The organism is Stenotrophomonas sp. KH_029, from assembly GCF_057839765.1.
Genome location: NZ_CM174498.1, coordinates 829,877 through 854,933, shown reverse-complemented (window position 1 = coordinate 854,933; position 25,057 = coordinate 829,877). Strand labels below are relative to the sequence as shown.

Below are 25,057 nucleotides of genomic sequence, written 5' to 3'. Positions count from 1 at the left end.
CGGAAGCGAGATGGCGGAAATCCTGGTGCTGTACTACAGCCGCGGCGGTTCGGTGGCCCGGCTTGCCCGCCAGATCGCGCGCGGCATCGGCGAGGTGCCGGGCATGAGCGCCCGGCTGCGCACGGTGCCGCCGGTGGCGGCGGTGACGCAGACCGCACGGCCGCCGGTACCCGACGACGGTGCGCCGTATGTGGAGATCAGCGACCTGGCCGACTGCGATGGCCTGATCCTGGGCAGCCCGACCCGCTTCGGCAACATGGCCGCGCCGGTCAAGCATTTCCTCGACGGGCTGGGCGCCGAATGGGTCAACGGCACCCTGGCCGGCAAGCCGGCGGCGGTGTTCACCTCCACCGCCTCGCTGCACGGCGGCCAGGAATCGACTCTGCTGTCGATGCAGGTGCCGCTGCTGCACCACGGCTGCCTGATCGTCGGCATTCCGTTCACCGAGCCGGCCCTGAGCCACACCACCACCGGCGGCACCCCGTATGGCGCCAGCCATGTGGCCGGCGCCGACGACAACCCGGTGCCCAGCGAGGACGAGGCGATCCTGGCCCGCGCGCTGGGCCGGCGCGTGGCCGATATCGCCCGGCGGCTGGCATGAGCGCGCGCGCGCACGACGCCCTGCTGGCGCTGCTGCTGGTGGCGCTGGCGGCGCTGTATGCGCTGTGGTTCGCCCATGACAAGCACTGGCTGGCCACCCAACTGGTGTTCACCACCCCGCCGCTGCTGCTGGCGGCCGGGGTGTGGTGGCGCCGTGGCAAGGCGGCGTTCTGGGCCGGGGTACTGGCGCTGTTCTGGTTCAGCCACGCGGTGATGAGCGCCTGGAGCCACCCGCAAAGCGCCGGCTGGGCCTGGGCCGAGCTGCTGCTGGCGCTGGCGGTGATCGGGGTGGCCAGCGGGCCGGGCCTGCGCCGCCGCTTCGGGAAGCGCTGAACCGGCGCGTCGCCGCGGCTGCGAGGCGGCGCTGGCGGTCGTATCATCTGCATCCCGGCGCGGGTTGCCCGCGCGGTTCTGACCGCTATCCAGGATGCCCGCAATGGAAGAACTACTGATCATCACCACCGGTGGCACGATCGACAAGATCTACTTCGACGACAAGTCGGACTACCAGATCGGCGATCCGCAGATCGGGATGATCCTGCGCGAGCTGGGCGTGACCTTCCGCTTCAACGTGATCCCGATCCTGCGCAAGGATTCGCTGCACATCACCGACGAGGACCGCGAGCTGATCCGCGCCACCATCGCCGCGCAGCCGACCCGCCACGTGCTGATCACCCACGGCACCGATTCGATGGTGCAGACCGGCAAGGTGCTCAAGTCGATCACCGACAAGACCATCGTGATGACCGGCGCGCTGAGCCCGGCCCGCTTCCGCGGCTCGGACGCCGAGTTCAACATCGGCTGCGCGATCGGTGCGGTGCAATCGCTGCCGACCGGCATCTACATCGCCATGAACGGCCGCATCTGGAACCCGGAGCACGTGCGCAAGAACGTGGCGGCGAACCGCTTCGAAGAAGCCTGATCCGAGGGGCGCCGTTTTTTACTGTTTGCTGGATTTTTTGTAAAAGCACAGCCAGCAAAAAACACAGCTCGAAGCAGCACTTTGCCCGCACCCTCGACAGTTGGCTGGTAGCCATACAAAGCAAAGCACTGCCAAGCGAACAGCGATGCCGCTCTTTCGTTGCGCCCCAGCACACTGTCAAAGGTCGGGTACGGGTGGGTTGGCGGGACCGTTGGGCGCCATGGATGGCGCTCACGAGCCTACACGGACGTACTTGCGGCGTGTCCCGCCAACCCACCCGTACCCGGCCAAGCCAGAGCAGGCACAAACGCGCGGCCGTTGATCTTGATCCAGCTTTGGCTTTGGCTTTGGCTTTGGCTTTCAGCTTCTAAAAAGAAAACAAACCCCCAAAAAAACGCCCCGGCCGAAGCCGGGGCGTGCCCAGTGGAGAGGGATCCGGGCTCAGTACTGCGCGGTCAGGGTGACCCCGGAGAAGGTCGAGTACGCCTTCACCCGCACGTACCAGGTACCGGCCGTCGGTGAAGTGACCGTGCAGGTCTCGTTGTTGCCGCTCAGGTACGGGCGGCAGTTGTAGGCGCTGTCGGTCGGGGCGCTGCCCGAGCGCAGGTACAGGTCGGCATCGCCGCTGCCGCCGGCGATGGTCACCTTGAGCTGCGAACTGCCCGCCGGCACGGCGACGGTGTAGGACAACGATGCACCGCTGGCCGCGCCCAGGCCGGTGACCGGCACGTTGTTCTGCAGGACCGTGCCGCCCGGGTTCGGGTTGGTCCCGCCCAGCGCTGCGGTGACCGCCGCATCGGCATCGACGATGCCCGCACCGCAGCCGCCGGAGCAGGCGCCCGGCAAGGCGCGCGCGGTGTTCTTGAGCAGCGTTTCGACCGCGGCCGGAGTGAGCGCGGTCGGCGCCACCGACTGCACCAGGGCAACGACACCGGCCACATGCGGCGCCGCCATCGAGGTGCCGTTGTAGGACGCATACGAGGCGCTGCCCGGCACCGTGGTGCCGCTGTTGAGCGTGGACAGGATCGCCTGGCCCGGGGCCGAGATGTCGATACCCGCGCCGTAGTTGGAGAAGCTGGCGCGGGCGCCGGCCGACGTGGTCGCCGCCACCGCGATCACGTTGGCGCAGTTGGCCGGCACCGACGAGGACACATTGGTGTTGCTGTTGCCGGCCGCCACCACCACCGTGGTGCCGCGCGAGACCGCGCCGTTGATCGCGTTCTGGTAGGTGGCCGAGCAGCTGCCGCCGCCGCCCAGCGACATGTTGATCACCTCGGCCGGGTTGGCATTGGCCGGCACCCCGCTCACCGTGCCACCGGAAGCCCACACGATCGCATCGGCGATGTCGGAGGTGTAGCCGCCGCACTTGCCCAGTACGCGTACCGGTACCACCTTGGCGTTGAAGGCGGTGCCGGCCACGCCGGTGCTGTTGTTGGTGACCGCCGCGACGGTGCCGGCCACGTGGGTACCGTGCCAGCTGGAGTTGGACGCCGGGATGCCCGAGCCGCACTCGTTGGCGCCGTACCAGTCGCCCTCGTCATTGGGGTTGTTGTCGCGGCCGCCACCGTCGCGCGCCATCGCCGCGTCGTTGATGAAGTCATAGCCGGGCAGGATGTTGGCATTGAGATCGGCATGGTTGGTGATGCCGGTATCGATCACCGCCACCACCACGCCGGTGCCGGTGGCCTTGTCCCAGGCCGGGCGCACGTTGATCGAGGCGTTGCTGGTGCCAAAGCCCCACTGCTCGGACAGCCGCGCGTCGTTGGGCACCAGGGTGGCGTGCATCAACTGATCCACTTCCACGTAGTCCACGTTCGGGTCCGCGGCCAACCGGCGCATCAGCAATTCGGACTCGGCCACGTCCAGGTCGCGGTCGGTGCGCAGCACGGTCGGGCCGATCGCCAGCTGGCGCAGCTTCTGCACGCCCAGCGCGCGCCCCTGCTGCGCCGGTACTGCCGTGGCGGCGGCCTTGAGCGAACTGGCCAGCGCGCTGGGGGTCAGCGGCACGCTGGGGGTTTCCTTGTACTTGACGATGAACTGCCGGTGCACCGGCGCAGACGCCAGGCCACTGAGCTGCACATCGCCGGCGTACGCCGGGGCCGCCAACAGCAGGGTGGAGAGTACGGAAGCGCCCAGCACAACCAATGCACGCTGACGCAAACGGGGTTGCGGATCATGAGACATCGGATTTCCCTTTCAGACAGTGGATGCCGCGATCGCGGCTGAAAATCCGGCCCCGATCCGGGGGCTGCTGAAGCGATGGCGCGGATCGGAACCGGTGGTTGGATCGGTTCCCCTGAAATCAAACCGCCCACACCGACGCTAGTGCTTCGGGTCGCAATCAACAACGTTTCAGCGGCACTTCAGCCAGGTGAAATGTCCGATCTGAGACTTTTCGGGTCGACGGTTTGTGAAAGTGAAGGAACTTCGCGCCTTTCGAATGGTCGCACCACGTCACTTGGTGTCCGTTTTGACCCCATTTGTCCTCAAAGTCAGGACAAGCCTTGCGCGCCGGGGCCTGCGCGCTGTTGCCACCGCTGGACAATGGCTTCGCCGGCATGAAAAAACCCGCCTGTTGCCAGGCGGGTTCGTGGTTCGACAACAGGGGCCTGCGACGCTCAGGCGTCCAGGCGCACCAGCCAACCGTGACGGTCGGGCAGGCGGCCGTACTGGATGTCGGTCAGTTCCTTGCGCAGCGACATGGTCACTTCGCCGGCCGGGGCGTTGATGTCGCCCACCGAGAAGCCCTCGCCCTTGAGCTGGCCGATCGGGGTGACCACCGCGGCGGTACCGCAGGCGAACACTTCGGCGATCTCGCCGGAGGCCACGCCCTGCTTCCACTCATCGATGGTGACCTTGCGCTCTTCGACCTTCATGCCGCGGTCGCGGGCCAGCTGCAGGATGCTCTCGCGGGTGATGCCCTCCAGGATGCTGCCCGACAGCTGCGGGGTCACCAGGGTGCCATCCTTGTAGACCAGGAACACGTTCATGCCGCCCAGTTCTTCCAGGTACTTGCCTTCCACCGGGTCCAGGAACAGCACCTGCGAGCAGCCCTGCGCCTGCGCCTTCTGCTGCGGCAGCAGCGAGGCGGCATAGTTGCCGCCGCACTTGGCCGCGCCGGTGCCGCCCTTGGCCGCCCGCGCGTATTCGGTGGACAGCCAGATCGACACCGGCGCCACACCCTTGGCAAAGTACGGGCCGGCGGGGCTTGCGATCACGTAGTAGCCGGCCTTGTGCGCGCCGCGCACGCCGAGGAAGGCTTCATCGCCGATCATGAAAGGACGGAAATACAGGCTGGATTCGTCGGCCGACGGCACCCAGCTGGCGTCCACGGCGATCAGCTGCCTGAGCGATTCGACGAAGATGTCCACCGGCAGTTCCGGCAGCGCCAGGCGCTGGGCCGAGCGCTGCAGGCGGCGGCCGTTGGCATCGGGGCGGAAGGTCCAGATCGAACCGTCGGCATGCCGGTAGGCCTTGATGCCCTCGAAGATTTCCTGGCCGTAATGCAGCACCGCCGCGGCCGGGTCCAGCTGCAGCGGGCCGTACGGGCGCACTACCGCATCGTGCCAACCGGTGTCCTTGTCCCAGCGCACTTCCACCATGTGGTCGGTGAAGTGCAGACCAAAACCGGGGGCGGCCAGGATGCGCTCACGCTCCTCGCTGCTGCGCGGCTGGGCGGAACGGGTGGTGTTGAAGCTCACGGAAGACTGGGACACCGGATATTTCCTGTTCTGGTTACGGGGAACACCATCACCACCGCGGCGCGGCAGCGGGCGGTTACAGCATGCCGGTTTCGAGCCGGGCGGCCTCGGACATCATATGGCGGCCCCACGGCGGATCGAACACCAGCTCGACGTCGGCTTCGGCCACCGTCGGAATCATTTCCAGCTTGCTGCGCACATCGTCGACCAGGATCTCGCCCATGCCGCAGCCGGGCGCGGTCAGGGTCATCTTGATCTCGACTTCGCGCTGGCCGTTGTCCAGGTGCTTGAGGTCCACTTCGTAGACCAGGCCCAGGTCGACGATGTTGAACGGGATCTCCGGGTCGAAGCAGGTGCGCAGCTGCTGCCACACCAGCTTCTCGACTTCCTCGTCGGAGGCATCGGCGGGCAGTTCCAGCGCCGGTGGCGGCTCTTTGCCGATGGCATCGCCGTCCTTGCCGGCGATGCGGAACAGATTGCCTTCGACAAACACGGTATAGCTGCCACCCAGGGCCTGGGTGATGTAGCCATAGCTGCCGGCCGGCAGGGTGACCGTTTCGCCCTGCGGGACCATGACGGCCTCGCAGTCGCGTTCGAAGTGGACGGGTTCGCTGCTACGGGAGTACATGTGGATCGATATGGGGGTCGCGGCCAATTCCCGCAAGGCGGCCATTTTAGCCCAGCCGCCGCCCACGCGCCGGTCGCCCCGCAAGCCGGTATCCTGTGGCCACTCACAGGAAGATTGCATGTCGCCCACGTCCGTGCCTGTCCACAGCCGCCATTGGCTCTGGCCCCCGATGTTGTTGCTTGGTGTCGTCACGGCCACGCTGGCCTGGTTGTTCATCGCCCTGCTCAGCGGCCGCCAGGCCGGCTGGATGGCGGTTCTGGCCGCGCTGGACATCGCCTTCATGCTGCGCCTGGGTACCTTCCGCGCCGGCCCGGGCCGGGTCGCACTGACCCTGGCGGCGACCGTGCTGGTGGCCGTGGCGGCCAACTGGGGCATCGCTTCGGCTTACCTGGGCGGGTCGATGGGACTCAATCCATGGGATTCTGCGTTGCGGATGGGCCCGTTCATGGCCTGGACCCTGGTCCAGCTGGCCAACGGCGCCGCCGAGCTGCTGTGGCTGGCGGTGGCGCTGGTGATCGGATGGTGGGTGGCACGGTGATCTGCGCCACGACCAACGGTCGTGGGCTACCGCCGGTAGGTCGCCACCGTTGGTGGTGACCGGCCATCGCCACGCCGGAGGCGGCCGGTAGGTCACGACTGTTGGTCGTGACCGTTGCGGCCGCTCCTCAATGCCCGCCGTCGAGCGCCTTCAATTCGCTGACCAGCGCGCTGGCCGCGCCGGCGCCATCGCCGTAGAGCATGCGCGCGTTGTCGGCGTAGAACAGCGCATTCTCGATCCCGGCAAAGCCGGTGCCCTTGCCGCGCTTGATCACCACCACGTTGCGCGCGTTGACCACGTCCAGGATCGGCATGCCGTAGATCGGGCTGGCCGGGTCGGTGCGTGCGACCGGGTTGACCACGTCGTTGGCGCCGATCACCAGCACCACGTCGGTGTTGGGGAACTCGGGGTTGATGTCGTCCATGTCGGCGATCAGGTCGTACGGCACGCCGGCTTCGGCCAGCAGCACGTTCATGTGCCCGGGCATGCGCCCGGCCACCGGGTGGATGGCGAACTTCACCTTGATGCCGCGCTCGATCAGCCGCTGCGCCAGTTCCCAGACCTTGTGCTGGGCCTGGGCCACGGCCATGCCGTAGCCGGGCACGATCACCACCCGCTCGGCGAAGGCCAGCATGGCCGCCACGTCGCTGGCTTCGATCGGCTTCTGCGCGCCACTGATTTCCTGCGCCACGCCACCACCGCCGAAGTTGGAGAACAGCACCCCGCTGATCGGCCGGTTCATCGCCTTGGCCATCAGCCGGGTCAGCAGGATGCCGGCCGCGCCGACCATCATGCCGGCGATGATCAAGGCCTCGTTGCCCAGCACATAGCCTTCGAAGGCCACCGCCAGGCCGGTGAAGGCGTTGTACAGCGAGATCACCACCGGCATGTCGGCGCCGCCGATCGGCAGCGTCATCAGCACGCCCAGCGCCAGCGCCACCACGAAGAAGCTGATGATCGCCACCGGGCTGAGGCTGATCGCCGCCCAGATGCCCAGCACCACCATCGCCAGCGCCACCAGCAGGTTGAACGCCTGCTGGCCGGGGAAGGTGACGCGCCGGTCCAGCCGCCCGTCCAGCTTGGCCCAGGCGATGATGGACCCCGACAGCGACACCGCGCCGATCGCCGAGCCGATGATCGCCAGCGCCAGCACCGTGGCCGATGGCTGGCGTGCGGCCAGGTCGGCCAGCGCCTGCGCGCTCCAGTGGCTGGTATCGCGGTTGGCCAGGAACGAGAAGCGCAGCAGTTCCACCGCGCCGATCGCCGCGGCCGAACCGCCGCCCATGCCGTTGTAGAGGGCCACCATCTGCGGCATGTCGGTGATCGCCACCCGCTTGGCCGACCACCAGGCCACCCCGGTCCCGATCGCCAGCGCGGCCAGGATCAGCGGGACATTGTGCAGCTCGGGCAGGAAGAAGGTGGCCACCGTGGCGATCAGCATGCCCAGGCCAGCCCAGCGGATGCCGCTGCGCGCGGTCATCGGCGAGGCCATGCGCTGCAGGCCGAGCAGGAACAGGGTGGCCGCGGCCAGGTAGCTGGCCTGCACCAGCCACTGCAGCAATTGCGCGCTGCTCACGTTCAAGGCGCCTTCTCCCCGCTGCCGCGCTTGGCGCTGGGCTTGAACATGTCCAGCATGCGCTCGGTGACCACATAGCCGCCGGCGGCGTTACCGGCGCCCAGCACCACCGCGATGAAGCCGATGATCTTCTCCAGCGGGGTCTGCGCGTGGCCCAGCACCACCATCGCCCCGATCAGCACGATGCCGTGGATGAAGTTGGAGCCGGACATCAGCGGGGTATGCAGGATCACCGGCACCCGTGAAATGATCACATGGCCGGCAATGGCGGCCAGCATGAAGATATACAACGCCACGAACCCATCGTTCATTGCAGTCTGTCTCCCAGGCGGTGATCCCGTCCCGCCCATCATAACCATCCGCTGAACCGTTCTGCAGGCCGGTCAACCGATGGCGCGCTGGCGCGTTGTCACCGTATCCCCCTGCGCGAGCGTTACCCTGTGCTGGTGAGCCCCTCACTGCCGCCCCCGCCCACCCCGGCCGATGCCACGCTGCCGGCGTCGCTGGACGCGTTCCTGGCCGGCATCGGCCCGCGCGCGTTCCGCTTCGCCGAAGCGGGCCTGCGCCAGCGCGACGACGCGCTGGATGCCGTACAGGACAGCATGTTGCGGATGCTGTCCTACCGCGACAAGCCGGCCGCCGACTGGGCGCCGCTGTTCTGGAGCATCCTGCGCCGACGGGTAGTGGACCTGCAGCGCCGCCGCGGCTTCCGCCTGCGCTTCTGGCGCAGCAGCGACGAGGCCGGCAGCGAGCATGACATCGACTGGGCCGACCGCGCGCCCGGCCCGGCGCAGGCCCACGAGCAGCGCCAGCAGTACGCCCAGCTGGTGGCGGCCCTGCGCCAACTACCGGCGCGCCAGCGCGAAGCGTTCACCCTGCGCGTGCTGCAGCAGCTGGACGGCGCCAGCACCGCCCAGGCCATGGGCTGCAGCGAAGGCGCGGTCAAGACCCATCTTTCACGCGCCCGGCAGGCGCTGCAGCAACACCTGGAGATCGAACTGTGAGCCGCCCCGTCGCCCCTCCCCTGCACGATGACGACGCCCTGCATGCCCTGCATGCGCAGGCCCTGCAGCAGTTGTCGCCGGCCACCCTGCTGCGGCTGCGCAGCGCCCGCCAGGCTGCCCCCGCCGCGCGCGGCCGCGCCCATGGCTGGTGGATGGCCACCGCCTGCTCGGCGGTGGCCGCACTGGCCCTGGGCTACAGCTTCACCGCCAATCCCCCCGCCAGGCCGGCCACGCCTGCGGTGGCGGCCACGGTGGATGACAGCAGCGACGTGCTCGACGAAAATCCCGACCTGTACGTGTGGCTGGGCACGACCGACCTGGCAATGGAGTGAACATGAAACCGCGACTGATCCTGGCGCTGGCCCTGCTGTCGGCAAGCGCGACCGGCTGGGCGCAGAGCGCCACGCTGCCCGACTGGGAGCGGCTCACCCCGCAGCAGCGCGAGGCACTGATCGCGCCGGTCCGCGACCGTTGGAACGATGCCGCCCCGCCGCAGCGCGAACGCATGCTGCAACATGGCCAACGCTGGCAGAGCATGACCCCCGAACAGCGCGAGCTGGCCCGGCGCGGCCGCCATCGTTTCGAGAACATGAGCCCGGAACAGCGCGAGCAGGCCCGCGCCCTGTTCGCGCAGATGCGCCAGTTGAGCCCGGCCCAGCGCGACGAACTGCGCGCGCGCTGGGAGAAGATGACCCCGGAGCAGCGCCAGGACTGGTTGAAAGCCAACCCGGTGAAGGATCTGCCGCCGCCGAAGCGGTGATGCCCCCAGCGTTGCAATGCTGCCGGGCTGTGCAGCCACCCATGGGGTGGCTCTACCGGGCGCGGGGTAGAGCCACCCCATGGGTGGCTGCCTGGATCAAGCGGCGGCCACCCAGCGGGTTTTCGCCAGCAGTTCGTCGTCCCAGTCGAAGCCGATCGCCCCGTCCTTGAGGAACAGCGCCACGAAGTTGTACAGGTTGCGCGCGTACATCTCGCTGGCGTGCACCGCACCCAGGCTGGCCAGGTTGAGCGGGCCATCGATGGTGACCCCGTTGAACTCGATGGTGCGGCCCGGCTCGGTGGCCTCGCAGTTGCCGCCGGTCTCGGCGGCCAGATCGACGATCACGCTGCCCGGCTTCATGCCCGCCACCATCGCGCTGCTGAGGATCCTGGGCGCCGGGCGCCCGGGCACGGCGGCGGTGCAGACCACCACATCGACCAGGCGCAGGTGCTCGCCGAGGCGGCGCTGCTGTTCGGCGCGCTCATCGTCGGTCAGAGGGCGCGCATAACCGCCCTCGCCGACCGCACTCACCCCCAGGTCGAGGAATTTACCGCCCAGCGATTCGATCTGCTCGCGGGTTTCCGGGCGCACATCGAAGCCTTCCACCTGCGCGCCCAGGCGGCGGGCGGTGGCGATGGCCTGCAGGCCGGCCACGCCGGCGCCCACCACCAGCACCCGCGAGGGGCGGATGGTGCCGGCGGCGGTGGTCAGCATCGGGAAGAAGCGTGGCGCCAGCTGCGCGGCGATCAGCATGGCCTTGTAGCCGGCCATGCCGGCCTGCGAACTGAGCACGTCCATCGACTGGGCACGGGTGGTACGCGGCAGGCGTTCCAGCGGGAAGGCCTGCAGCCCGCGCGACTGGATCAACCCGGCGCGGGTCGCATCGGCCTGCGGGTACAGCATGCCGACCAGGCTGGCACCGGACTTGAGCTGGCCCAGCCGCGCATGGTCCGGCGGTTGCACGCACAGCACGATGTCGGCCTGGGCCAGGCGCGTGTCGTCGGCCAGTTGCGCACCGACCTCCAAGTAGGCTGAATCGGGAAAACCGGCCGCCTGCCCGGCACCGGGTTCGAACCATGCCGTCGCGCCGAGCGCGGCCAGCTTGCGCGCCGTTTCCGGCGTCATCGCCACGCGCCGTTCCCCCGGCGCGTGTTCCTTTACCACCAGTACCTCGACAGCCATGCCCGTCCCCGCCGATCAGCCGATTGTGGGGGGATCGTAACCTACCGATTCGGTTTGGGCAGAAACCATGCCTGTGCCGGGTCAGTGGACGGTGGCGTTCTTGTTGTCCAGCCGGTCGATCACGCCCTGCATGGCGCTGTCGAAGGCGCCGTCGTCGATATGCGCGCGCAGGCGGCCCAACCGCACCATCACCGCCAGTTCTTCCGGCGAGGCCACGCAGAAGCGTACGCCGCGGCGGTTGACGAACAGCAGGCGCGAGGAAATCGGGCTGACCCAGGACAGCTTGCCGGCCTGGACCTTGCCGTCCTTGTCGACAAAATCCAGCCAGCTGCCGATCTCCAGGCCGCGGAAACGGTCGGCGTCGGCATTGTCGAAGTCGCTGACATCGACCTTGCTGCCCAGTTCCACCGCGGCGCTTTCCTGCGCCGGCGGGGCCGGCAGCACCACCTGCGGCAGTTCGGGCAGCGCGCGCTCCAGTTCCGGGCGCGATTCGGCGATCGCCTGCAGGGTATCGTGCAGCGCATCGATCGCCCCGGTGGCGGCGTCGGCATGCACCCCGACACTGGCAAACACCTTGCGCAGCCCCGGATGCCAGGCCTGCAGCCAGGGCTTGCCGACGATCTGCCGGCGCGCCTCGGCCACTTCCTCCAGCATGCCGTCGGCCAGCGCCAGGGCCTCGCCCACCGACGCACCGTCTTCGCCTTCGCGCAGCACGGTCAGGGTCAGATGGTGCTGCCAGGGCTGGCGCAGGAACTCGCCGATCGCCTGCGGCAGGGTCGCATCGGCGATCCGGCGGTCCAGTTCGGCCGCGGCCCGGACCCGCGCCATTTCCAGTTTTTCCTGGCCACGCTGGGTCTCGGCGGCTCGGCGCTCGGCGATTTCGATGCGGCGGCGGTGCTGGGCCAGGAAGTCGCGGAACTCTTCTTCCAGGGTCAGGAAGATCGCCAGGTTCTCGTTGAACTCGGCCACCAGGCGTTCGATGATTTCCTCGACCTTGCCCATCAGCACGCGCTCGGCCTGGCTTTCGCCGGTATTGCCTTCGCAGGCCTCGGCCAGCGAATTGAGCAGCTTGCGCGCCGGGTGGGTCTTCTGCACGAACATGCGGCGGTCGAGCATGGCCACCTTGACGAACGGCACCACCAGCCGGCCGATCAGTTCGCGCGAGCGCCCTTCCAGGTCGCGCTCATCGAGCATCACGTCAAACAGCATGCCGACCAGGTCGATCGCATCCTCGTCCTGCGGGTCCAGCCGCGCCTGGGCCGGGTCCACGCCCAGGCGGGTGGCGCCGGACAGCACTTCGCTCTTCAGGCGCTGGGCCAGCGATTCGCCGTCCTCGCCGATCGCCGCGCGCAGGGTCGCACTCGGGGTGGCCTGCAGCAGCGACAGCACCGACATCATCTCGCGCTGGCTGAGCGGGCGCTGCTGGCCGACCGCCACGCTGGCCGCCGAAGTTGCATCCTCGCGCACATGCCGGGTCTGCTGCAGCAACTCGTGCAGCGCCTCCAGCAACATGCCCTGGTTGCCCTGCAGCGCCTCGCCGGCGTCGCCGCCGTCCTGGCCGGCATGCGCGGACTGCATGCGCCCGCGGCTTTGCGCCCAGCGGTCGGCAAAGCGCCGTGCCCAGGCCGGTGCGGCGGCATCGTCGGCCGCGCTGGCGTGCGGCTCCGGGTCGAGCGCATCGACCAGTTCATCCAGCTCATGGCGCGGCGCCGGCGGGCGCGGTAGCGCACGGCGCGGCGCGGCCATCTGCGGCATCACCCCGGCCGCAGCCAGTTGTTCGTCCAGTTTTTCGTAGTGCTTGCCGATCGGTGCATGCAGGTCGCGCTCGCACAGCTTGATCAGCACCAGGCGCACTTCCGGGGCCAGTTCACAGCCGGCGAAGGCCTCATGGATGGCCACGCCCAGGTGCTCGGGGCTGATCGGGTTGCTGTCGGCGTTGAGCTCCAGGCTGCCGGCGATCAGGCCCAGGCGGCGATCCAGCCGCCCCAGCACCGCTTTCCAGTCGCGCAGCAGCACCGTGGCGAAATTGCGTACGGCCAGCCGGGATTCCAGCACATGCTCGGGCACCAGGCTCAGGCCGTCTTCGATGTGCCCGGCCAGGGTCGCCTCGGCCGACAGCGGCTGCCCCTGTTCCAGTGCCGCCCAGGCCTGGCCCAGGTGGCCGCCGAAGCCGGCCACGATCTCTTCGCGGCGGCGGCGCAGTTCACGCATGCCGTCCAGGAACAGCAGCTGCGACGCACCGGCAGTGCCGGCACGATCGAACAATACGTCGTCGAAACGGGCCAGCACGGTCGCGAACGACGCGGTCAATGCCGGCAGCACCGCCTCCCTGGCAAGCTTCAACAACGCCGGGTCACGACCCGGCAATCCCAATGGATTGGGCGTGGCGATCATGCGAAAAGGCTCCCCACCCTCGCAGGCACAGAATGCAGCATGGAAACAATGAACGCCGGTGCCCCCCAGGCACCAATGTCCGAATGGTAGGCCGGCCGGCCGGTCAGGGACAGTGAAACAGTCCGCACTTTGAACCTCATGGCCGGGTACCGGCAGGCCTTGTATCGTACGGCCAGCGCACACGGGAAGCGAGTACAGGCACGTGAAGGAATGCCGCTAATTAGGTGATGTTCATCACGGTTTGTCGCAAATCGTGCAGAGATCGCGAAAAGGCGCGTCACAAACTGCCGTAACCACGCCGCGCCTATACTTGGCCCTCCGTGAAACCGACCGAGAGACCATGCCCGATTCCCCCGCGCTGCACGCCCTGGACGCCCGCCGTTCGGTCCCCGCCCTGCAACTGGGCGAGCCCGGACCGGACCCGGCGGCCCTGCAGCGGATGCTGGCCGCGGCGGTGCGGGTGCCCGACCACGGCAAGCTGGTGCCGTTCCGTTTCCTGCGCATCGCCGGTGATGCCCGTCACAGTCTGGGGGCCTTCCTGGCCCGGCGCAGCCGCCAGCGCGACCCGCAGGCGTCCGACGCCCAGGTCGAGAAGGACCGGCTGCGCTTTTCACATGCACCGCTGATCATCACCGTCGTCGCCCGGCTCACCCCCAACCCCAAGGTACCCGAGCAGGAACAGCTGATGACCGCCGGCTGCGTCTGTTTCGCCCTGCTCCAGGCCGCCCAGGCACTGGGTTTCGGCGCGCAGTGGCTGACCGCCTGGATGGCCTTCGACCCGGCCGTGCACGCCCACCTGGGCCTGGCCGACAACGAGCGCATCGCCGGTTTCATCCATGTCGGCACGCCCAGGACCGCCGTGCCCGAGCGCGAGCGCCCGGATCCGGCCGCCCTGCTGCAGGACTGGGTGGGCTGAGATGTCCAGCCTGCCCGACGCCGGCGCGCCGCGCCCACCGCTGTACTTGGTCGATGCCAGCCTGTACGTGTTCCGCGCCTGGCATTCGATGCCCGACGAGTTCCAGGACCAGCAGGGCTGGCCGACCAACGCGGTGCACGGTTTCGCCCGCTTCCTGCTCGACCTGCTCGAACGCGAGCGCCCACGGCACATCGTGGTTGCCTTCGACGAGGCGCTGGACGGCTGCTTCCGGCACCGCCTGTATGCGGCCTACAAGGCCAACCGCGATCCGGCCCCGGACGCCCTGCGCCGCCAGTTCGCGCACTGCAAGGCCCTGTGCATGGCATTGGGGCTGGCGGTGCTGGCCCACCACCAATACGAGGCCGACGACCTGATCGGCAGCGCCCTGCATGCGCGCCGCGACGCCGGCATGCGCGGGGTGATCGTATCGGCCGACAAGGACCTGTCGCAGCTGCTGCTGGAGCATGACGAGCAGTGGGACTACGCGCGCAACCAGCGCTGGGGCATGGCCGGGGTCAAGGCGCGCCATGGCGTGCATGCCCACCAGATCGCCGACTACCTGGCCCTGTGCGGCGACGCGGTGGACAATATTCCCGGCGTGACCGGGGTGGGCGCCAAATCGGCGGCGGTGCTGCTGGCCCATTTCGGCAGCCTGGACATTCTTTACGCGCGCCTGGACGAAGTGCCGTTCCTGCGCCTGCGCGGGGCAGCACAGATGGCGGTGCGGCTGCGCGAACAGCGCGAGCATGCGCTGCTGTGGCGACAGCTGACCACCATTGCCCTGGATGCGCCGCTGGACGGCGCACCGGGCGATTTCAGCCGCATCAGCGCCGATCCGCAGATGCTGCAGGGATTGTGCGATGCGCTGCGGTTCGGGCCGTTGACCCGCCGCCGCCTGTTCAGCGCTGCCGGCCTGACCGATACCTCTTCCATTGCCAGCGAGTTCGCATGAACCCCAACACCCAAGCCCCCCAGGTCGTCTACGAAGGCAAATACCAGCGCATGGTGGTGCGCGGCACGTGGGAATACAGCGAGCGCACCCATCCGGGCGGGTTGGCCGCGATCATCATCGCGGTCACCCCCGAGGACAAGGTGCTGTTCGTCGAACAGTTCCGGGTGCCGGTGCAGGCGCCCACCATCGAGATGCCGGCCGGCCTGGTCGGCGACATCGATGCCGGTGAGTCGATCGAAGTCTCGGCGGTGCGCGAACTGGAAGAAGAAACCGGCTGGACCGCCGCGCATGCCGAGGTGCTGATGATCGGCCCGACCTCCTCCGGCGCCAGCAGCGAGAAGATCGCTTTCGTGCGCGCCACCGGCCTGCGCAGGATCGGCCCGGGCGGCGGCGATGCCAGCGAGGACATCACCGTGCACGAGGTCCCGCGCGCGCGCGCGGCGGCATGGCTGGTGGAGAAAATGGGCCAGGGCTATGAACTGGATGCCAAGCTGTGGGCCGGCCTGTGGATGATCGAACACCATCTGGACGGCACCCCGCGTGGCTGATTCGTCCGCCCGACCAGATGCCGCCACGGCCCTGCTCGGGCCGGCGGACCCGCCGCCGTTCACCGTGCACCAGGCGCAGGGCCGCTCACCGTTCCTGCTGATCGCCGACCATGCCGGGCAGCAGGTGCCGGCGTCACTGGCGGGCCTCGGCCTGCCGCAGGCAGAGCTGAACCGCCACATCGGCTGGGACATCGGTATCGCCGGGGTTACCGTGGAACTGGCACGCCTGCTGGATGCCTGGGCGATCACGCAGACGTACTCGCGGCTGGTGATCGACTGCAACCGGCCGTTGGCCTCGCCCACGCTGATGCCGACGGTCAGCGACCACACCCTCGTTCCTGGCAACCAGCATCTGTCGACGCTGCAGCGGCAACAGCGTATCGATGCGATCCACGCGCCCTACCATGCGCGCATCGATGCCGAACTGGAGGCCCGCCAGGCGCAGGCCCGGCCGACGCTGCTGGTGATGATGCACAGCTTCACCCCGGTGATGAATGATGCCGAGCGGCCCTGGCATGCCGGCGTGCTGTACCACCGCGACACGCGATTCGCGCATCGCCTGCTGGATGCGCTGCGCGATGAAGGCGACCTGGTGGTGGGCGACAACCAGCCCTACGCGGTCAGCAGCACCAGCGACTATGCCGTGCCGGTGCATGGCGAAGGCCGCGGGCTGCTGCATGTGGAATTGGAGATCCGCCAGGACCTGATTGCCGATGCCGCCGGGCAGTTGGCCTGGGCGCAGCGATTGGCGCGGGTATTCCAGCAGTTGGAAGCCAACCTCCTATAGAGCCGGGCTCTGCCCGACTACTTCATGTTCGGCCGCCTACACATCCCGACGTCGGCTTCGGATGCTTACACCGCTACGCACCAATCGGCAGTAGCCGCCTGCTTCTAAGAAGTTGCCTGACGTCATGATCCCCAAGCGGCGACAAGCGAGGGTACTTCATCTGATCGAAGACTGAGGCGGCGGTCTCTCTGTCGAAGATATCGATTTTCTTGCACAAGCCCTCCAGGCCGTACACGAAGTAGACATCGTCAAGATCCACTGGTACGTAGTTTTCCTGGCACCCAATAATTCTCCAATCGCTGCCCTCCTCCACTTTTTTATCAAAGAGCGAGTACGCATCGATCAATGTCGGGGAAAGCGTTGCTTTCGCGTCACCAAGGCTTGAAATGGCAGCGTCAGGAGCTGGCGAGAAGAAATCAAAGAACTCGGCAACATGACCGCCGAATATCTTTGAAACTATCCTGCCAAAAGCATATTTACCCTCGTCCAGCCTCAAGCAAAACAGGTCTCCCGGCCGAATATATCTCAGCATTGTCCTAGGCTTCTTGTTCCACCCCCATATCTTCAATTGACTCATCCAGCTCCACTCCCAACGCGACAAACGCAACGCGCATGTTGAAGTGTCGAATACCACGCTTCAATGCAAAAATTTGCATTGCACACCTGGTGTTGGCAAGGAGCGCGAGGTCACCCGTAGAGTTATCACTATTACTTGATCTGGCACGGCTCAACACGGTGTTGTTCGCGCGCCCCCTGTAGCGTCGCCGTCAGACAGGGAACATCCCCCCTGCGGCCGCAGCCACAGCGCCACGCCTACGCCCAGCAGCGCGAACAACGCCGCGCCGTACTGCGCATGGATCATGCCCTGCAGGGCCGCGTCACTGCTGGCACCCGCGCTGCCGCGCCCGGCGTTGGCCAGCATCACCAGCACCGCCAGGCCCAGCGCCCCGCCGATCTGCTGCGCGGTGGCGGCCATGCCCGAGGCCACGCCCTGCTGCGCGGCCGGCACGCCCTGCCCGGCCACGATCCACATCGCCGTCCAGGTCATGCCCTGGCCGATGCTCAACACCACGATGCCCGGCAGCAGCGCCCAGTAGGTGGCACCAAACGGCAGCGCCACCGCCACCGCGGCGATACCGACCGCGCCGGCGGCCATGCCGCGGGCCAGCACCTGGCGCGGCGACCGCCGCTGCAGCATGCGCTCGGTGATGCCGATGCCATAGGTGCACACCAGCGTCGGCGGCAGGAACGCCAGCCCGGCCTGCAGCGCGCTCCAGCCATAGCCATCCTGGAAGTACAGCGCCAGGAAGTAGTACTGCACGCCGAAGCTGCTCATGAACAGCAGGGTCAGCAGCATTGCCGCGCGCAGGCTGCGCAGGCGCAGCAGCGCGAACTGCATCAGCGGATCGCCGCTGCGCCGCTCGATCCGCACGAATGCGGCCAGCAGCGCGGCCGACAACACCAGGCAGCCCAGCGTGCGCGGCGCCAGCCAGCCCCACTCCGGGCCCTGTACCAGGGTGGTGACCAGCAGGCTGCCGCCGAGGGTGACGGTCAGGCAGCCGGCCAGGTCGAACGAGCGCCCGGTCTGCCGGGCCCGGTCGCGCGGCAGCCACCAGCCGCCCAGCACCGCGCACGCGCTGGCGAACGGCACGATCACCAGCAGCACCGAGGACCAGCCCAAGGTCTGGGTGAGCACGCCGCCCAGCAGCGTGCCCAGCGCCAGCCCGCCGGCACTGGCCATCGACCAGATCGCCAGCGCGCGGTTGCGCGGCGCGCCTTCGGCGTAGATCGTATTGATCAACGACAGCGTGGCCGGGAACAGCAGTGCCGCACCGATGCCCTGCACCGCACGCGCGGCGATCAGCAGCCCGGCGCTGTTGCTGAGCCCACCGACCAGCGAGGCCAGCGCGAACAGCGCCATGCCCAGCCGGTACACCCGGCGCCGGCCGAGCAGGTCGGCCGCGCGGCCGCCCAGCAACAGGCATCCGCCGAAGGCCACCGTGTAGCTGCTGACGATCCATTGCAGCTGCTGGGCATTGATGCGCAGCTGCGCGCCCATCTCGTGCAGGGCCACGAAGATGATGGTGGCGTCCAGCGCGATGATCAGCTGGGCCATGGCCAGCAAGGCCAGCGCCAGGCGCGGAAACGCCGGTACCGGTGCGCCGGCGGGGGTCAGGGGGGAGGTCATGCCGACTCGAGGGTACGTAAGAAGGTGGGCAGTCTCATTGATGCCGCTGCATAGATAAACCCGGATACTTCGATATCTGTCATGCATATCCGCATGAATCGGAGCACCGATGGACCTCAATGCCGTACGCATGCTGGTGCAGGTCGCTGAAGCGCGCAGCTTCACTGTCGCCGCCGGCCAGCTGGGGATCAGCCAATCCGGGCTGTCGCGGGCGATCGGGCGGCTGGAGAGCGCGCTCGGCGTGCGCCTGCTCCACCGCAACACCCGCAATGTCAGCCTGACCCCGGATGGGCGCCAGTTCGTCGAACACTGCGCGCCGCTGCTGAGCGGGCTGGACGATGCCGAACGGCGGTTGGGCGATCGGCCGTCCACCCCGTCGGGCGTGTTGAAGCTGACGGCGCCGTCGATGTTCGGGCGCAAGGTACTGGTGCCGTTGGCCGGGCAGTTGATGGCGGCCCATCCGCTGCTGCAGTTCGAGCTGGTGCTCAATGACCGGCTGGTCGACCTGGTCGAAGAAGGTTTCGATGCCGCGCTGCGCACCGGGCCGATCAGCGATGTACGCATGGTGGCGCGTCCGCTGCGGCCGTTGAACTGGGTCACGGTCGCCTCGCCGGCGTACATCGCGCGGCAGGGAGAACCGGCCAGCGTCGATGCACTGCACGGTCACGCCTGCCTGGCGGTGCGCAATCTGCGCAGCGGGCGGCTGGTGGATTGGCAGTTCCGCGAGGCCGACGGCCAGCTGCGCGAGTTCGCTCCACCAGCGCGGATGGTGTTCGACGGCGGTGATCCGCTGGTGGAAGGCGCGCTGGCCGGAATCGGCATCGTGCAGGTGATGGATTTCGCGGTGGCCGACGCGCTCGCCGATGGCCGGCTGCAGCGCGTGCTGCAGCCGTTCGAGGGCCGCAGCCGCGCGCTGTCGCTGGTCTACCCACCCTCGCGGCAGGCTTCGCCGAAGCTGAAGGTATTGGCCGACGCATTGCTGGCCGGGAACTGGTGACCGGGCGTTCGATGACCCGGTAGTGCCGGCCGCTGGCCGGCTGCGCTCCGGTCAGGGGCAGGGTTGTCTGCACGTGCGTTGCGTGCCCGTGCATGGCGTGGAGCCGGCCAGCGGCCGGCACTACCCGGGTGGCATCGCCTGTCGGTGCCCTTCCCCCGAGATGCCGATCACGACCAACGGTCGTGATCTACCGCGCGGTGCCACGGGCGGGAGGCATCGGCCGCGCCGTGGGGGACAACGCAGGGTAGCTGCCGACCGTTGGTCGGCAGGTCGGCATCAACCGGCGAAGCGATCGGTGGCGCGCACCAGCGCATCCACGTTTTCGGCTTCGAACGCCGAATGGCCCGAGGCCGGGCTGATTTCCAGCGTGGATGCCGGCCAGGCCTTGTGCAGTTCCCAGGCGCTCTGCAGCGGGCACACCACGTCGTAGCGGCCGTGCACGATCACCCCGGGAATGTCGGCGATGCGGTGCACGTCGCGCAGCAGCTGCTCTTCCACCTCGAAGAAGCCGCCGTTGACGAAGTAGTGGTTCTCGATGCGGGCAAACGCCAGCGCAAACTGCGGGTCCTGGTGGCTGTCGACGAAGTCCTCGTCCACGTGCAGGAAGCTGGTCGCCCCTTCCCACACGCTCCAGGCGCGGGCGGCGGCCAGCCGGGTGGCCTCGTCGTCGCTGGTCAGGCGCCGGTGGAAGGCCGAAATCAGGTCATGCCGCTCCACTTCGGGAATCGGCTTGAGGTAGTGCTCCCACGCATCCGGGAACAGGCGGTTGGCGCCTTCCTGGTAGAACCATTCCAGCTCCCAGCGGCGCAGCATGAAGATGCCGCGCAGCACCAGCTCGGTGACCCGGGCCGGATGGGCCTGCGCATAGGCCAGCGCCAGAGTGGAGCCCCAGCTGCCGCCGAACACCTGCCAACGGTCCAGCTGGAGGTGCGCGCGCAGTTTTTCGATGTCGGCCACCAGGTCCCAGGTGGTGTTGTCGACCAGGTCCGCATGCGGGGTGGAACGCCCGGCGCCACGCTGGTCGAACAGGATGATGCGGTACTTGGCCGGGTCGTGGAACTGGCGCATCTTCTCGCTGCAACCGCCACCGGGGCCGCCGTGCAGCATCACCACCGGTTTGCCGTCGGGGTTGCCGCATTGCTCGAAGTACAGCGTATGGCGGTCGTCGACCTTGAGCGTGCCGACGTCGTAGGGGGTGATGGCCGGATACAGCGTACGCATGGTGGGACTCCGTGGTTGGGGGCAGGCGCGGACGGGCGGATTCACCACTCGCGCGGGCTGATCAGTTCTTCGACATCCACATCGTAACCATAGCTGCGCGCGACCAGTTCGAAATCGGCGGCGATGTTCTCGCGCGCGGCGGTTTCCAGTTCGCTGTCCTGCGCTTCGAAGGCTTCACCGAGCACGTTGAATTCCAGCGTCGCCGCATGGGTCAATGCCAGCAGCGCGGCGCCATCGGCCGGGCGCTCGCGCTCGATGCGCGCACACAGGCGCAGCAGGATCTGCTGGCCCTGCCGGACCAGCGCCGGCGGGAAGTAGGCGTCGTCGAGCATGTCGGACAGGAACGCATGCGCCTGCAGTCGCGCATTGGAAACGGTCGGGCTGGTAGTGGGCATGGCGCATCCTTTCGAGTGGACCGCCATTCTACCCACGGCGTGTTTCAGCCAGGGTCAGGCGGCGCCGGGCAGACAGCCGCAGGTCACCCGTTCGCGCTGTTCCAGATCGCGCATGGTGCCGACCTGGGTAAAGCCGGCCTGCGCGAACAGCGCGCGGATCGCCGCGCCCTGGTCCCAGCCGTGTTCGATCAGCAGCCAGCCGCCGGGCAGCAGGTGCACCGACGCGCCGGCGACGATCCTGCCGATGTCATCGAGCCCATCGTGGCCGGAGGCCAGCGCGCCCGGCGGCTCATGGCGCAGGTCGCCCTGCTGCAGATGCGGATCGTCGCTGGCGATATACGGCGGATTGCTGGCGATCAGGTCAAAGCGCAGGCCCTGCAGCGGGTCGAACCACGACCCGTGGCGGAACTGGACATTGGCCAGCCCGTTGCGCTCGGCATTGCCGCGCGCCACCGCCAGCGCCGCCGCGCTGATATCGGTGGCGATCAACCGGGCCTGCGGGCGTTCGCTGGCCAGGGCCAGTGCGACTGCGCCGCTGCCGGTGCCCAGGTCGGCCACGGCCAGCGGCCGGTCGGCAGGCAGGCGGGCCAGGGACAACTCCACCAGCAGTTCGGTCTCCGGGCGCGGGATCAGCGTGGCCGGGCTGACCGCCAGGTCCAGGGTCCAGAAACCACGCCGCCCGAGCAGGTAGGCCACCGGTTCGCCGGCCACGCGCCGCGCCAGCAGGGCGGCAAAGGCCGACGCCTCGGCGTCGCCGACCGTATCGGTGGCGTGGGCGAACAACCAGCTGCGTTCACGGCCCAGTACCTGCAGCAGCAACAGTTCGGCTTCATGCCGGCCTTCCACGCCCGGCAGGGCGGCGGCGGCATCGGCAAGCAGCTGGCGGACCTCACGCGGGGCGGCAGTCATGGCGGTTCGGGCAGGACAGGGGCGCGCAGTGTAGTGCAGCAGGCTGGCCCGGTCCCCGGCAGAAACGGGGCGACTGCGACGGAACAGGCGGCTCGGCACCCGGTACCGCCATTGCTTTCACGCATTAAAGATCACATATCAATGTGTATGAACTATCGACTTTTGGACGTTTTCCGACCGACGCTGTGCGTTTGGTCCCGGTTCGGTTCAGGAAACCGCCGCTACGGATAAGCAGGGGCTATCACCGCGGCGCGCAGGACCGAGCTGCAATGTCATTGCGCTGCAAGGCTTTCGGGCGATATGGGCGAAGACGTTCATCCTTCGATCAGACCATTTTGATAGTCTGCATCTATCGCATAGATGCAATCAATGGATTGTTCTTATCGCAAAGGAGCCGCTAACCTGTCATGGCTGCTTCAACCCACCCCCTTTCACCAAGAGGAACAACGATGTCGCTCATCAATACGCAGATCAAGCCGTTCGAAGCCAACGCCTACCAGAACGGCGAGTTCATCAAGGTCTCCGACAGCACCCTGAAGGGCCAGTGGTCGGTGCTGATCTTCATGCCGGCCGCGTTCACCTTCAACTGCCCGACCGAGATCGAAGACGCCGCCGACCATTACGCCGAGTTCCAGAAGGCCGGTGCCGAGGTGTACATCGTCACCACCGATACCCACTTCTCGCACAAGGTGTGGCATGAGACCTCGCCGGCCGTCGGCAAGGCCCAGTTCCCGCTGGTCGGCGACCCGACCCACCAGCTGACCCGCGCCTTCGGCGTGCACATCGAAGAAGAAGGCCTGGCCCTGCGCGGCACCTTCATCGTCAATCCGGAAGGCGTGATCAAGACCCTGGAGATCCATTCCAACGAGATCGCCCGCGACGTCTCCGAAACCCTGCGCAAGCTCAAGGCTGCCCAGTTCACCGCCGCCAACCCGAACCAGGTGTGCCCGGCCAAGTGGAAGGAAGGCGAAAAGACCCTGACCCCGTCGCTGGACCTGGTCGGCAAGATCTAAACCGCTGCCCCATCCCCATTCCCGCCGGTCGGGAATGGGGGTGAACCGAAGCCCGTGCCACGCCCGCGCAGCGCCCTCCAGGGGCCTCGCGCGCGGATTTCGGTTCACCCCCATGTCGCGCAGATGCACCCTTGGGGTACGTCGACGCCACCCCCTTGCCTGAACCAAGGAGTTTTTCGATGTTGGATGCCAACCTCCAGTCCCAGCTGAAGACCTACCTGGAACGCGTCACCCGCCCGATCCAGATCACCGCGCACGTCGATGACGGTGCCAAGTCGCAGGAAATGCTGGAACTGCTCAACACCCTGGTCTCGCTGTCGGCGCAGATCGGCCTGGAGGTGCGCCGCGACAGCGCCGAGCGCACCCCGTCCTTCGCGCTGACCACGCCGGGCCAGGACATCCACCTGGCCTTCGCCGGCCTGCCGATGGGCCATGAGTTCACCTCGCTGGTACTGGCCCTGCTGCAGGTCGGCGGGCATCCGTCCAAGGCCACCGCCGAGCTGATCGAGCAGGTGCAGAACCTGGAAGGCGACTACAGGTTCGAAACCTATTTCTCGCTGTCCTGCCAGAACTGCCCGGACGTGGTGCAGGCGCTGAACCTGGCCGCAGTGCTCAACCCGCGCATCCAGCACGTGGCCATCGACGGCGGCCTGTTCCCGGCCGAAGTGGAGGCGCGCCAGATCATGTCGGTGCCCACCGTGTACCTCAACGGTGAGATGTTCGACCAGGGCCGCATGAGCCTGGAGCAGATCGTGGCCAAGCTCGATACCGGCAGCGCCAAGCGCGAAGCGGCGAAGATCGCCACCAAGGCCGCCTTCGACGTGCTGGTGGTCGGCGGTGGCCCGGCCGGCGCGGCCGCGGCGATCTATGCCGCGCGCAAGGGCATCCGCACCGGCGTGGCGGCCGAGCGTTTCGGTGGCCAGGTGCTGGACACCCTGGCGATCGAGAACTTCATCTCGGTCAAGCACACCGAAGGCCCGCAGTTGGCCACCGCGCTGGAACAGCATGTGCGCGAGTACGAGGTGGACATCATGAACCTGCAGCGCGCCACCGCGCTCAAGCCGGCCGGCGATGACGGGCTGGTCGAAATCGTGCTGGAGAACGGCGCGTCGCTGAAGTCGCGCACGGTGATCGTGTCCACCGGCGCACGCTGGCGGCAGATGAACGTGCCCGGCGAAGACCAGTACCGCAACAAGGGCGTGGCGTACTGCCCGCACTGCGATGGCCCGTTGTTCAAGGGCAAGCGCGTGGCGGTGGTTGGCGGCGGCAACTCCGGCGTCGAGGCGGCCATCGACCTGGCCGGCATCGTGACGCATGTGACCCTTCTGGAATTTGATGACAAACTGCGCGCCGACGAGGTTCTGCAAAAGAAACTGCGCAGCCTGGCCAACGTCACCATCATCACCAGCGCCCTGACCCAGGAGGTCCTCGGCGATGGCCAGAAGGTGAACGGCCTGGTCTACCAGGATCGCATCGGTGGCGATGCGCACCGGGTCGAGCTCGAAGGCATCTTCGTGCAGATCGGGTTGCTGCCCAATACCGAGTGGTTGAAGGATTCGGTGGCGCTGTCGCCGCGTGGCGAAGTGATCATCGATGACCGCGGCCAGACCAGCATCCCGGGCGTGTTCGCCGCAGGCGATTGCACTACCGTTCCGTACAAGCAGATCATCATTGCGATGGGCGCCGGTTCGACCGCCGCACTGAGTGCTTTTGATCACCTGATCCGTACATCCGTTCCCAAGAGCAGTGGTGCTGTCGCCGAAGCTGCCTGAAACGTCCGGGTCCCGGTTTTCCGGGACCCACCTGCTGGGTAAGCCACGCCGTCA

General features: G+C 67.8%; 26 protein-coding genes. 14 read left to right on the top strand and 12 right to left on the bottom strand.

Annotated features, from left to right (window positions below):
- Positions 1 to 10 precede the first annotated feature (10 nt).
- From wrbA to AC3ITM_RS03850, 3 genes are all read left to right on the top strand, one after another.
- Entirely contained in the window at positions 11 to 601 is a 591-nt protein-coding gene (gene wrbA, locus AC3ITM_RS03860; RefSeq protein ID WP_228886359.1) for an NAD(P)H:quinone oxidoreductase, read from the top strand.
- On the top strand, positions 598 to 933 hold the full coding sequence (locus AC3ITM_RS03855; RefSeq protein ID WP_489268595.1) for a DUF2069 domain-containing protein: 336 nt from the start codon (positions 598 to 600) through the stop codon (positions 931 to 933). Before wrbA ends, AC3ITM_RS03855 begins: the two co-directional genes overlap by 4 nt.
- A gap of 103 nt (positions 934 to 1,036) precedes the next feature.
- Positions 1,037 to 1,522, top strand: a complete 486-nt coding sequence (locus AC3ITM_RS03850; RefSeq protein ID WP_228886357.1) for an asparaginase domain-containing protein — start codon at positions 1,037 to 1,039, stop codon at positions 1,520 to 1,522.
- A 441-nt stretch (positions 1,523 to 1,963) separates the two neighbouring features.
- Here AC3ITM_RS03850 and AC3ITM_RS03845 read toward each other — a convergent pair whose 3' ends face one another.
- The 3 genes from AC3ITM_RS03845 to sufT form a co-directional block, all read right to left on the bottom strand.
- Entirely contained in the window at positions 1,964 to 3,706 is a 1,743-nt protein-coding gene (locus tag AC3ITM_RS03845; RefSeq protein ID WP_489268593.1) for a S8 family peptidase, read from the bottom strand.
- A 434-nt stretch (positions 3,707 to 4,140) separates the two neighbouring features.
- Positions 4,141 to 5,238 (bottom strand): branched-chain amino acid aminotransferase, encoded by a 1,098-nt coding sequence (locus AC3ITM_RS03840; RefSeq protein ID WP_228886355.1) that lies wholly within the window; start codon positions 5,236 to 5,238, stop codon positions 4,141 to 4,143.
- 61 nt (positions 5,239 to 5,299) lie between these two features.
- Positions 5,300 to 5,851, bottom strand: a complete 552-nt coding sequence (gene sufT, locus AC3ITM_RS03835) for a putative Fe-S cluster assembly protein SufT (RefSeq protein ID WP_228886354.1) — start codon at positions 5,849 to 5,851, stop codon at positions 5,300 to 5,302.
- Between the two features lie 118 nt (positions 5,852 to 5,969).
- Between sufT and AC3ITM_RS03830 the strand changes: the two genes are divergently transcribed.
- On the top strand, positions 5,970 to 6,389 hold the full coding sequence (locus AC3ITM_RS03830; protein ID WP_489268591.1) for a hypothetical protein: 420 nt from the start codon (positions 5,970 to 5,972) through the stop codon (positions 6,387 to 6,389).
- 127 nt (positions 6,390 to 6,516) lie between these two features.
- Here AC3ITM_RS03830 and AC3ITM_RS03825 read toward each other — a convergent pair whose 3' ends face one another.
- Positions 6,517 to 7,971 carry an NAD(P)(+) transhydrogenase (Re/Si-specific) subunit beta gene (locus AC3ITM_RS03825; protein WP_489268589.1) on the bottom strand — a complete coding sequence of 485 codons (1,455 nt, stop codon included), beginning with the start codon at positions 7,969 to 7,971 and terminating at the stop codon, positions 6,517 to 6,519.
- Positions 7,968 to 8,276, bottom strand: coding sequence for an NAD(P) transhydrogenase subunit alpha part 2 (locus AC3ITM_RS03820; protein WP_228886351.1), 309 nt, complete (start codon positions 8,274 to 8,276; stop codon positions 7,968 to 7,970). Before AC3ITM_RS03820 ends, AC3ITM_RS03825 begins: the two co-directional genes overlap by 4 nt.
- Before the next feature lie 129 nt (positions 8,277 to 8,405).
- Here AC3ITM_RS03820 and AC3ITM_RS03815 point away from each other — a divergent pair, with 129 nt between their 5' ends.
- From AC3ITM_RS03815 to AC3ITM_RS03805, 3 genes are read left to right on the top strand one after another with little or no spacing between them, the layout of a single operon-like run.
- Entirely contained in the window at positions 8,406 to 8,969 is a 564-nt protein-coding gene (locus tag AC3ITM_RS03815; RefSeq protein WP_489268587.1) for an RNA polymerase sigma factor, read from the top strand.
- Complete coding sequence (locus AC3ITM_RS03810; protein ID WP_489268585.1) at positions 8,966 to 9,301, top strand: hypothetical protein; 336 nt, start codon at positions 8,966 to 8,968, stop codon at positions 9,299 to 9,301. Before AC3ITM_RS03815 ends, AC3ITM_RS03810 begins: the two co-directional genes overlap by 4 nt.
- A 2-nt stretch (positions 9,302 to 9,303) precedes the next feature.
- On the top strand, positions 9,304 to 9,729 hold the full coding sequence (locus AC3ITM_RS03805; RefSeq protein ID WP_489268583.1) for a DUF3106 domain-containing protein: 426 nt from the start codon (positions 9,304 to 9,306) through the stop codon (positions 9,727 to 9,729).
- Between the two features lie 96 nt (positions 9,730 to 9,825).
- Here the strand turns inward: AC3ITM_RS03805 and AC3ITM_RS03800 are convergent, their stop codons facing one another.
- Positions 9,826 to 10,911 (bottom strand): NAD(P) transhydrogenase subunit alpha, encoded by a 1,086-nt coding sequence (locus tag AC3ITM_RS03800; protein WP_228886347.1) that lies wholly within the window; start codon positions 10,909 to 10,911, stop codon positions 9,826 to 9,828.
- Positions 10,912 to 10,992: 81 nt separating this feature from the next.
- Positions 10,993 to 13,305 (bottom strand): DUF1631 domain-containing protein, encoded by a 2,313-nt coding sequence (locus AC3ITM_RS03795; RefSeq protein ID WP_489268580.1) that lies wholly within the window; start codon positions 13,303 to 13,305, stop codon positions 10,993 to 10,995.
- Positions 13,306 to 13,645: 340 nt separating this feature from the next.
- Here AC3ITM_RS03795 and AC3ITM_RS03790 point away from each other — a divergent pair, with 340 nt between their 5' ends.
- From AC3ITM_RS03790 to AC3ITM_RS03775, 4 genes are read left to right on the top strand one after another with little or no spacing between them, the layout of a single operon-like run.
- Positions 13,646 to 14,221: a nitroreductase family protein gene (locus tag AC3ITM_RS03790; protein ID WP_489268579.1), complete on the top strand. Its 576-nt coding sequence runs from the start codon at positions 13,646 to 13,648 to the stop codon at positions 14,219 to 14,221.
- Position 14,222: 1 nt separating this feature from the next.
- A complete protein-coding gene (locus AC3ITM_RS03785; protein ID WP_489268577.1) occupies positions 14,223 to 15,173 on the top strand; it encodes a 5'-3' exonuclease in 951 nt (316 codons plus the stop codon).
- Positions 15,170 to 15,721: an NUDIX hydrolase gene (locus AC3ITM_RS03780; protein ID WP_489268575.1), complete on the top strand. Its 552-nt coding sequence runs from the start codon at positions 15,170 to 15,172 to the stop codon at positions 15,719 to 15,721. The genes AC3ITM_RS03785 and AC3ITM_RS03780 overlap by 4 nt, the downstream gene beginning before the upstream one ends.
- On the top strand, positions 15,714 to 16,508 hold the full coding sequence (locus tag AC3ITM_RS03775) for an N-formylglutamate amidohydrolase (RefSeq protein WP_489268573.1): 795 nt from the start codon (positions 15,714 to 15,716) through the stop codon (positions 16,506 to 16,508). The genes AC3ITM_RS03780 and AC3ITM_RS03775 overlap by 8 nt, the downstream gene beginning before the upstream one ends.
- 73 nt (positions 16,509 to 16,581) lie before the next feature.
- On the opposite strand, the gene AC3ITM_RS03770 is transcribed toward AC3ITM_RS03775, so the two are convergent.
- Positions 16,582 to 17,085: an Imm26 family immunity protein gene (locus AC3ITM_RS03770; RefSeq protein WP_489268571.1), complete on the bottom strand. Its 504-nt coding sequence runs from the start codon at positions 17,083 to 17,085 to the stop codon at positions 16,582 to 16,584.
- A 150-nt stretch (positions 17,086 to 17,235) separates the two neighbouring features.
- A complete protein-coding gene (locus tag AC3ITM_RS03765) occupies positions 17,236 to 18,696 on the bottom strand; it encodes an MFS transporter (protein WP_489268569.1) in 1,461 nt (486 codons plus the stop codon).
- Positions 18,697 to 18,805: 109 nt separating this feature from the next.
- On the opposite strand from AC3ITM_RS03765, the gene AC3ITM_RS03760 reads away from it, so the two are divergent.
- Positions 18,806 to 19,693, top strand: a complete 888-nt coding sequence (locus AC3ITM_RS03760) for a LysR family transcriptional regulator (RefSeq protein ID WP_489268568.1) — start codon at positions 18,806 to 18,808, stop codon at positions 19,691 to 19,693.
- A gap of 276 nt (positions 19,694 to 19,969) precedes the next feature.
- Here the strand turns inward: AC3ITM_RS03760 and pip are convergent, their stop codons facing one another.
- The 3 genes from pip to prmC are packed head-to-tail and all read right to left on the bottom strand — an operon-like array spanning position 19,970 to position 22,218.
- Positions 19,970 to 20,914, bottom strand: coding sequence for a prolyl aminopeptidase (gene pip / locus AC3ITM_RS03755; RefSeq protein ID WP_489268566.1), 945 nt, complete (start codon positions 20,912 to 20,914; stop codon positions 19,970 to 19,972).
- Between the two features lie 41 nt (positions 20,915 to 20,955).
- Positions 20,956 to 21,309: a DUF5713 family protein gene (locus tag AC3ITM_RS03750; protein ID WP_489268564.1), complete on the bottom strand. Its 354-nt coding sequence runs from the start codon at positions 21,307 to 21,309 to the stop codon at positions 20,956 to 20,958.
- Between the two features lie 54 nt (positions 21,310 to 21,363).
- Positions 21,364 to 22,218 (bottom strand): peptide chain release factor N(5)-glutamine methyltransferase, encoded by an 855-nt coding sequence (gene prmC, locus AC3ITM_RS03745; protein ID WP_489268562.1) that lies wholly within the window; start codon positions 22,216 to 22,218, stop codon positions 21,364 to 21,366.
- A gap of 449 nt (positions 22,219 to 22,667) precedes the next feature.
- Here prmC and ahpC point away from each other — a divergent pair, with 449 nt between their 5' ends.
- A complete protein-coding gene (gene ahpC / locus AC3ITM_RS03740) occupies positions 22,668 to 23,231 on the top strand; it encodes an alkyl hydroperoxide reductase subunit C (RefSeq protein WP_228886336.1) in 564 nt (187 codons plus the stop codon).
- Positions 23,232 to 23,410: 179 nt separating this feature from the next.
- Positions 23,411 to 25,003, top strand: a complete 1,593-nt coding sequence (gene ahpF, locus AC3ITM_RS03735) for an alkyl hydroperoxide reductase subunit F (protein ID WP_489268560.1) — start codon at positions 23,411 to 23,413, stop codon at positions 25,001 to 25,003.
- Positions 25,004 to 25,057 lie beyond the last annotated feature (54 nt).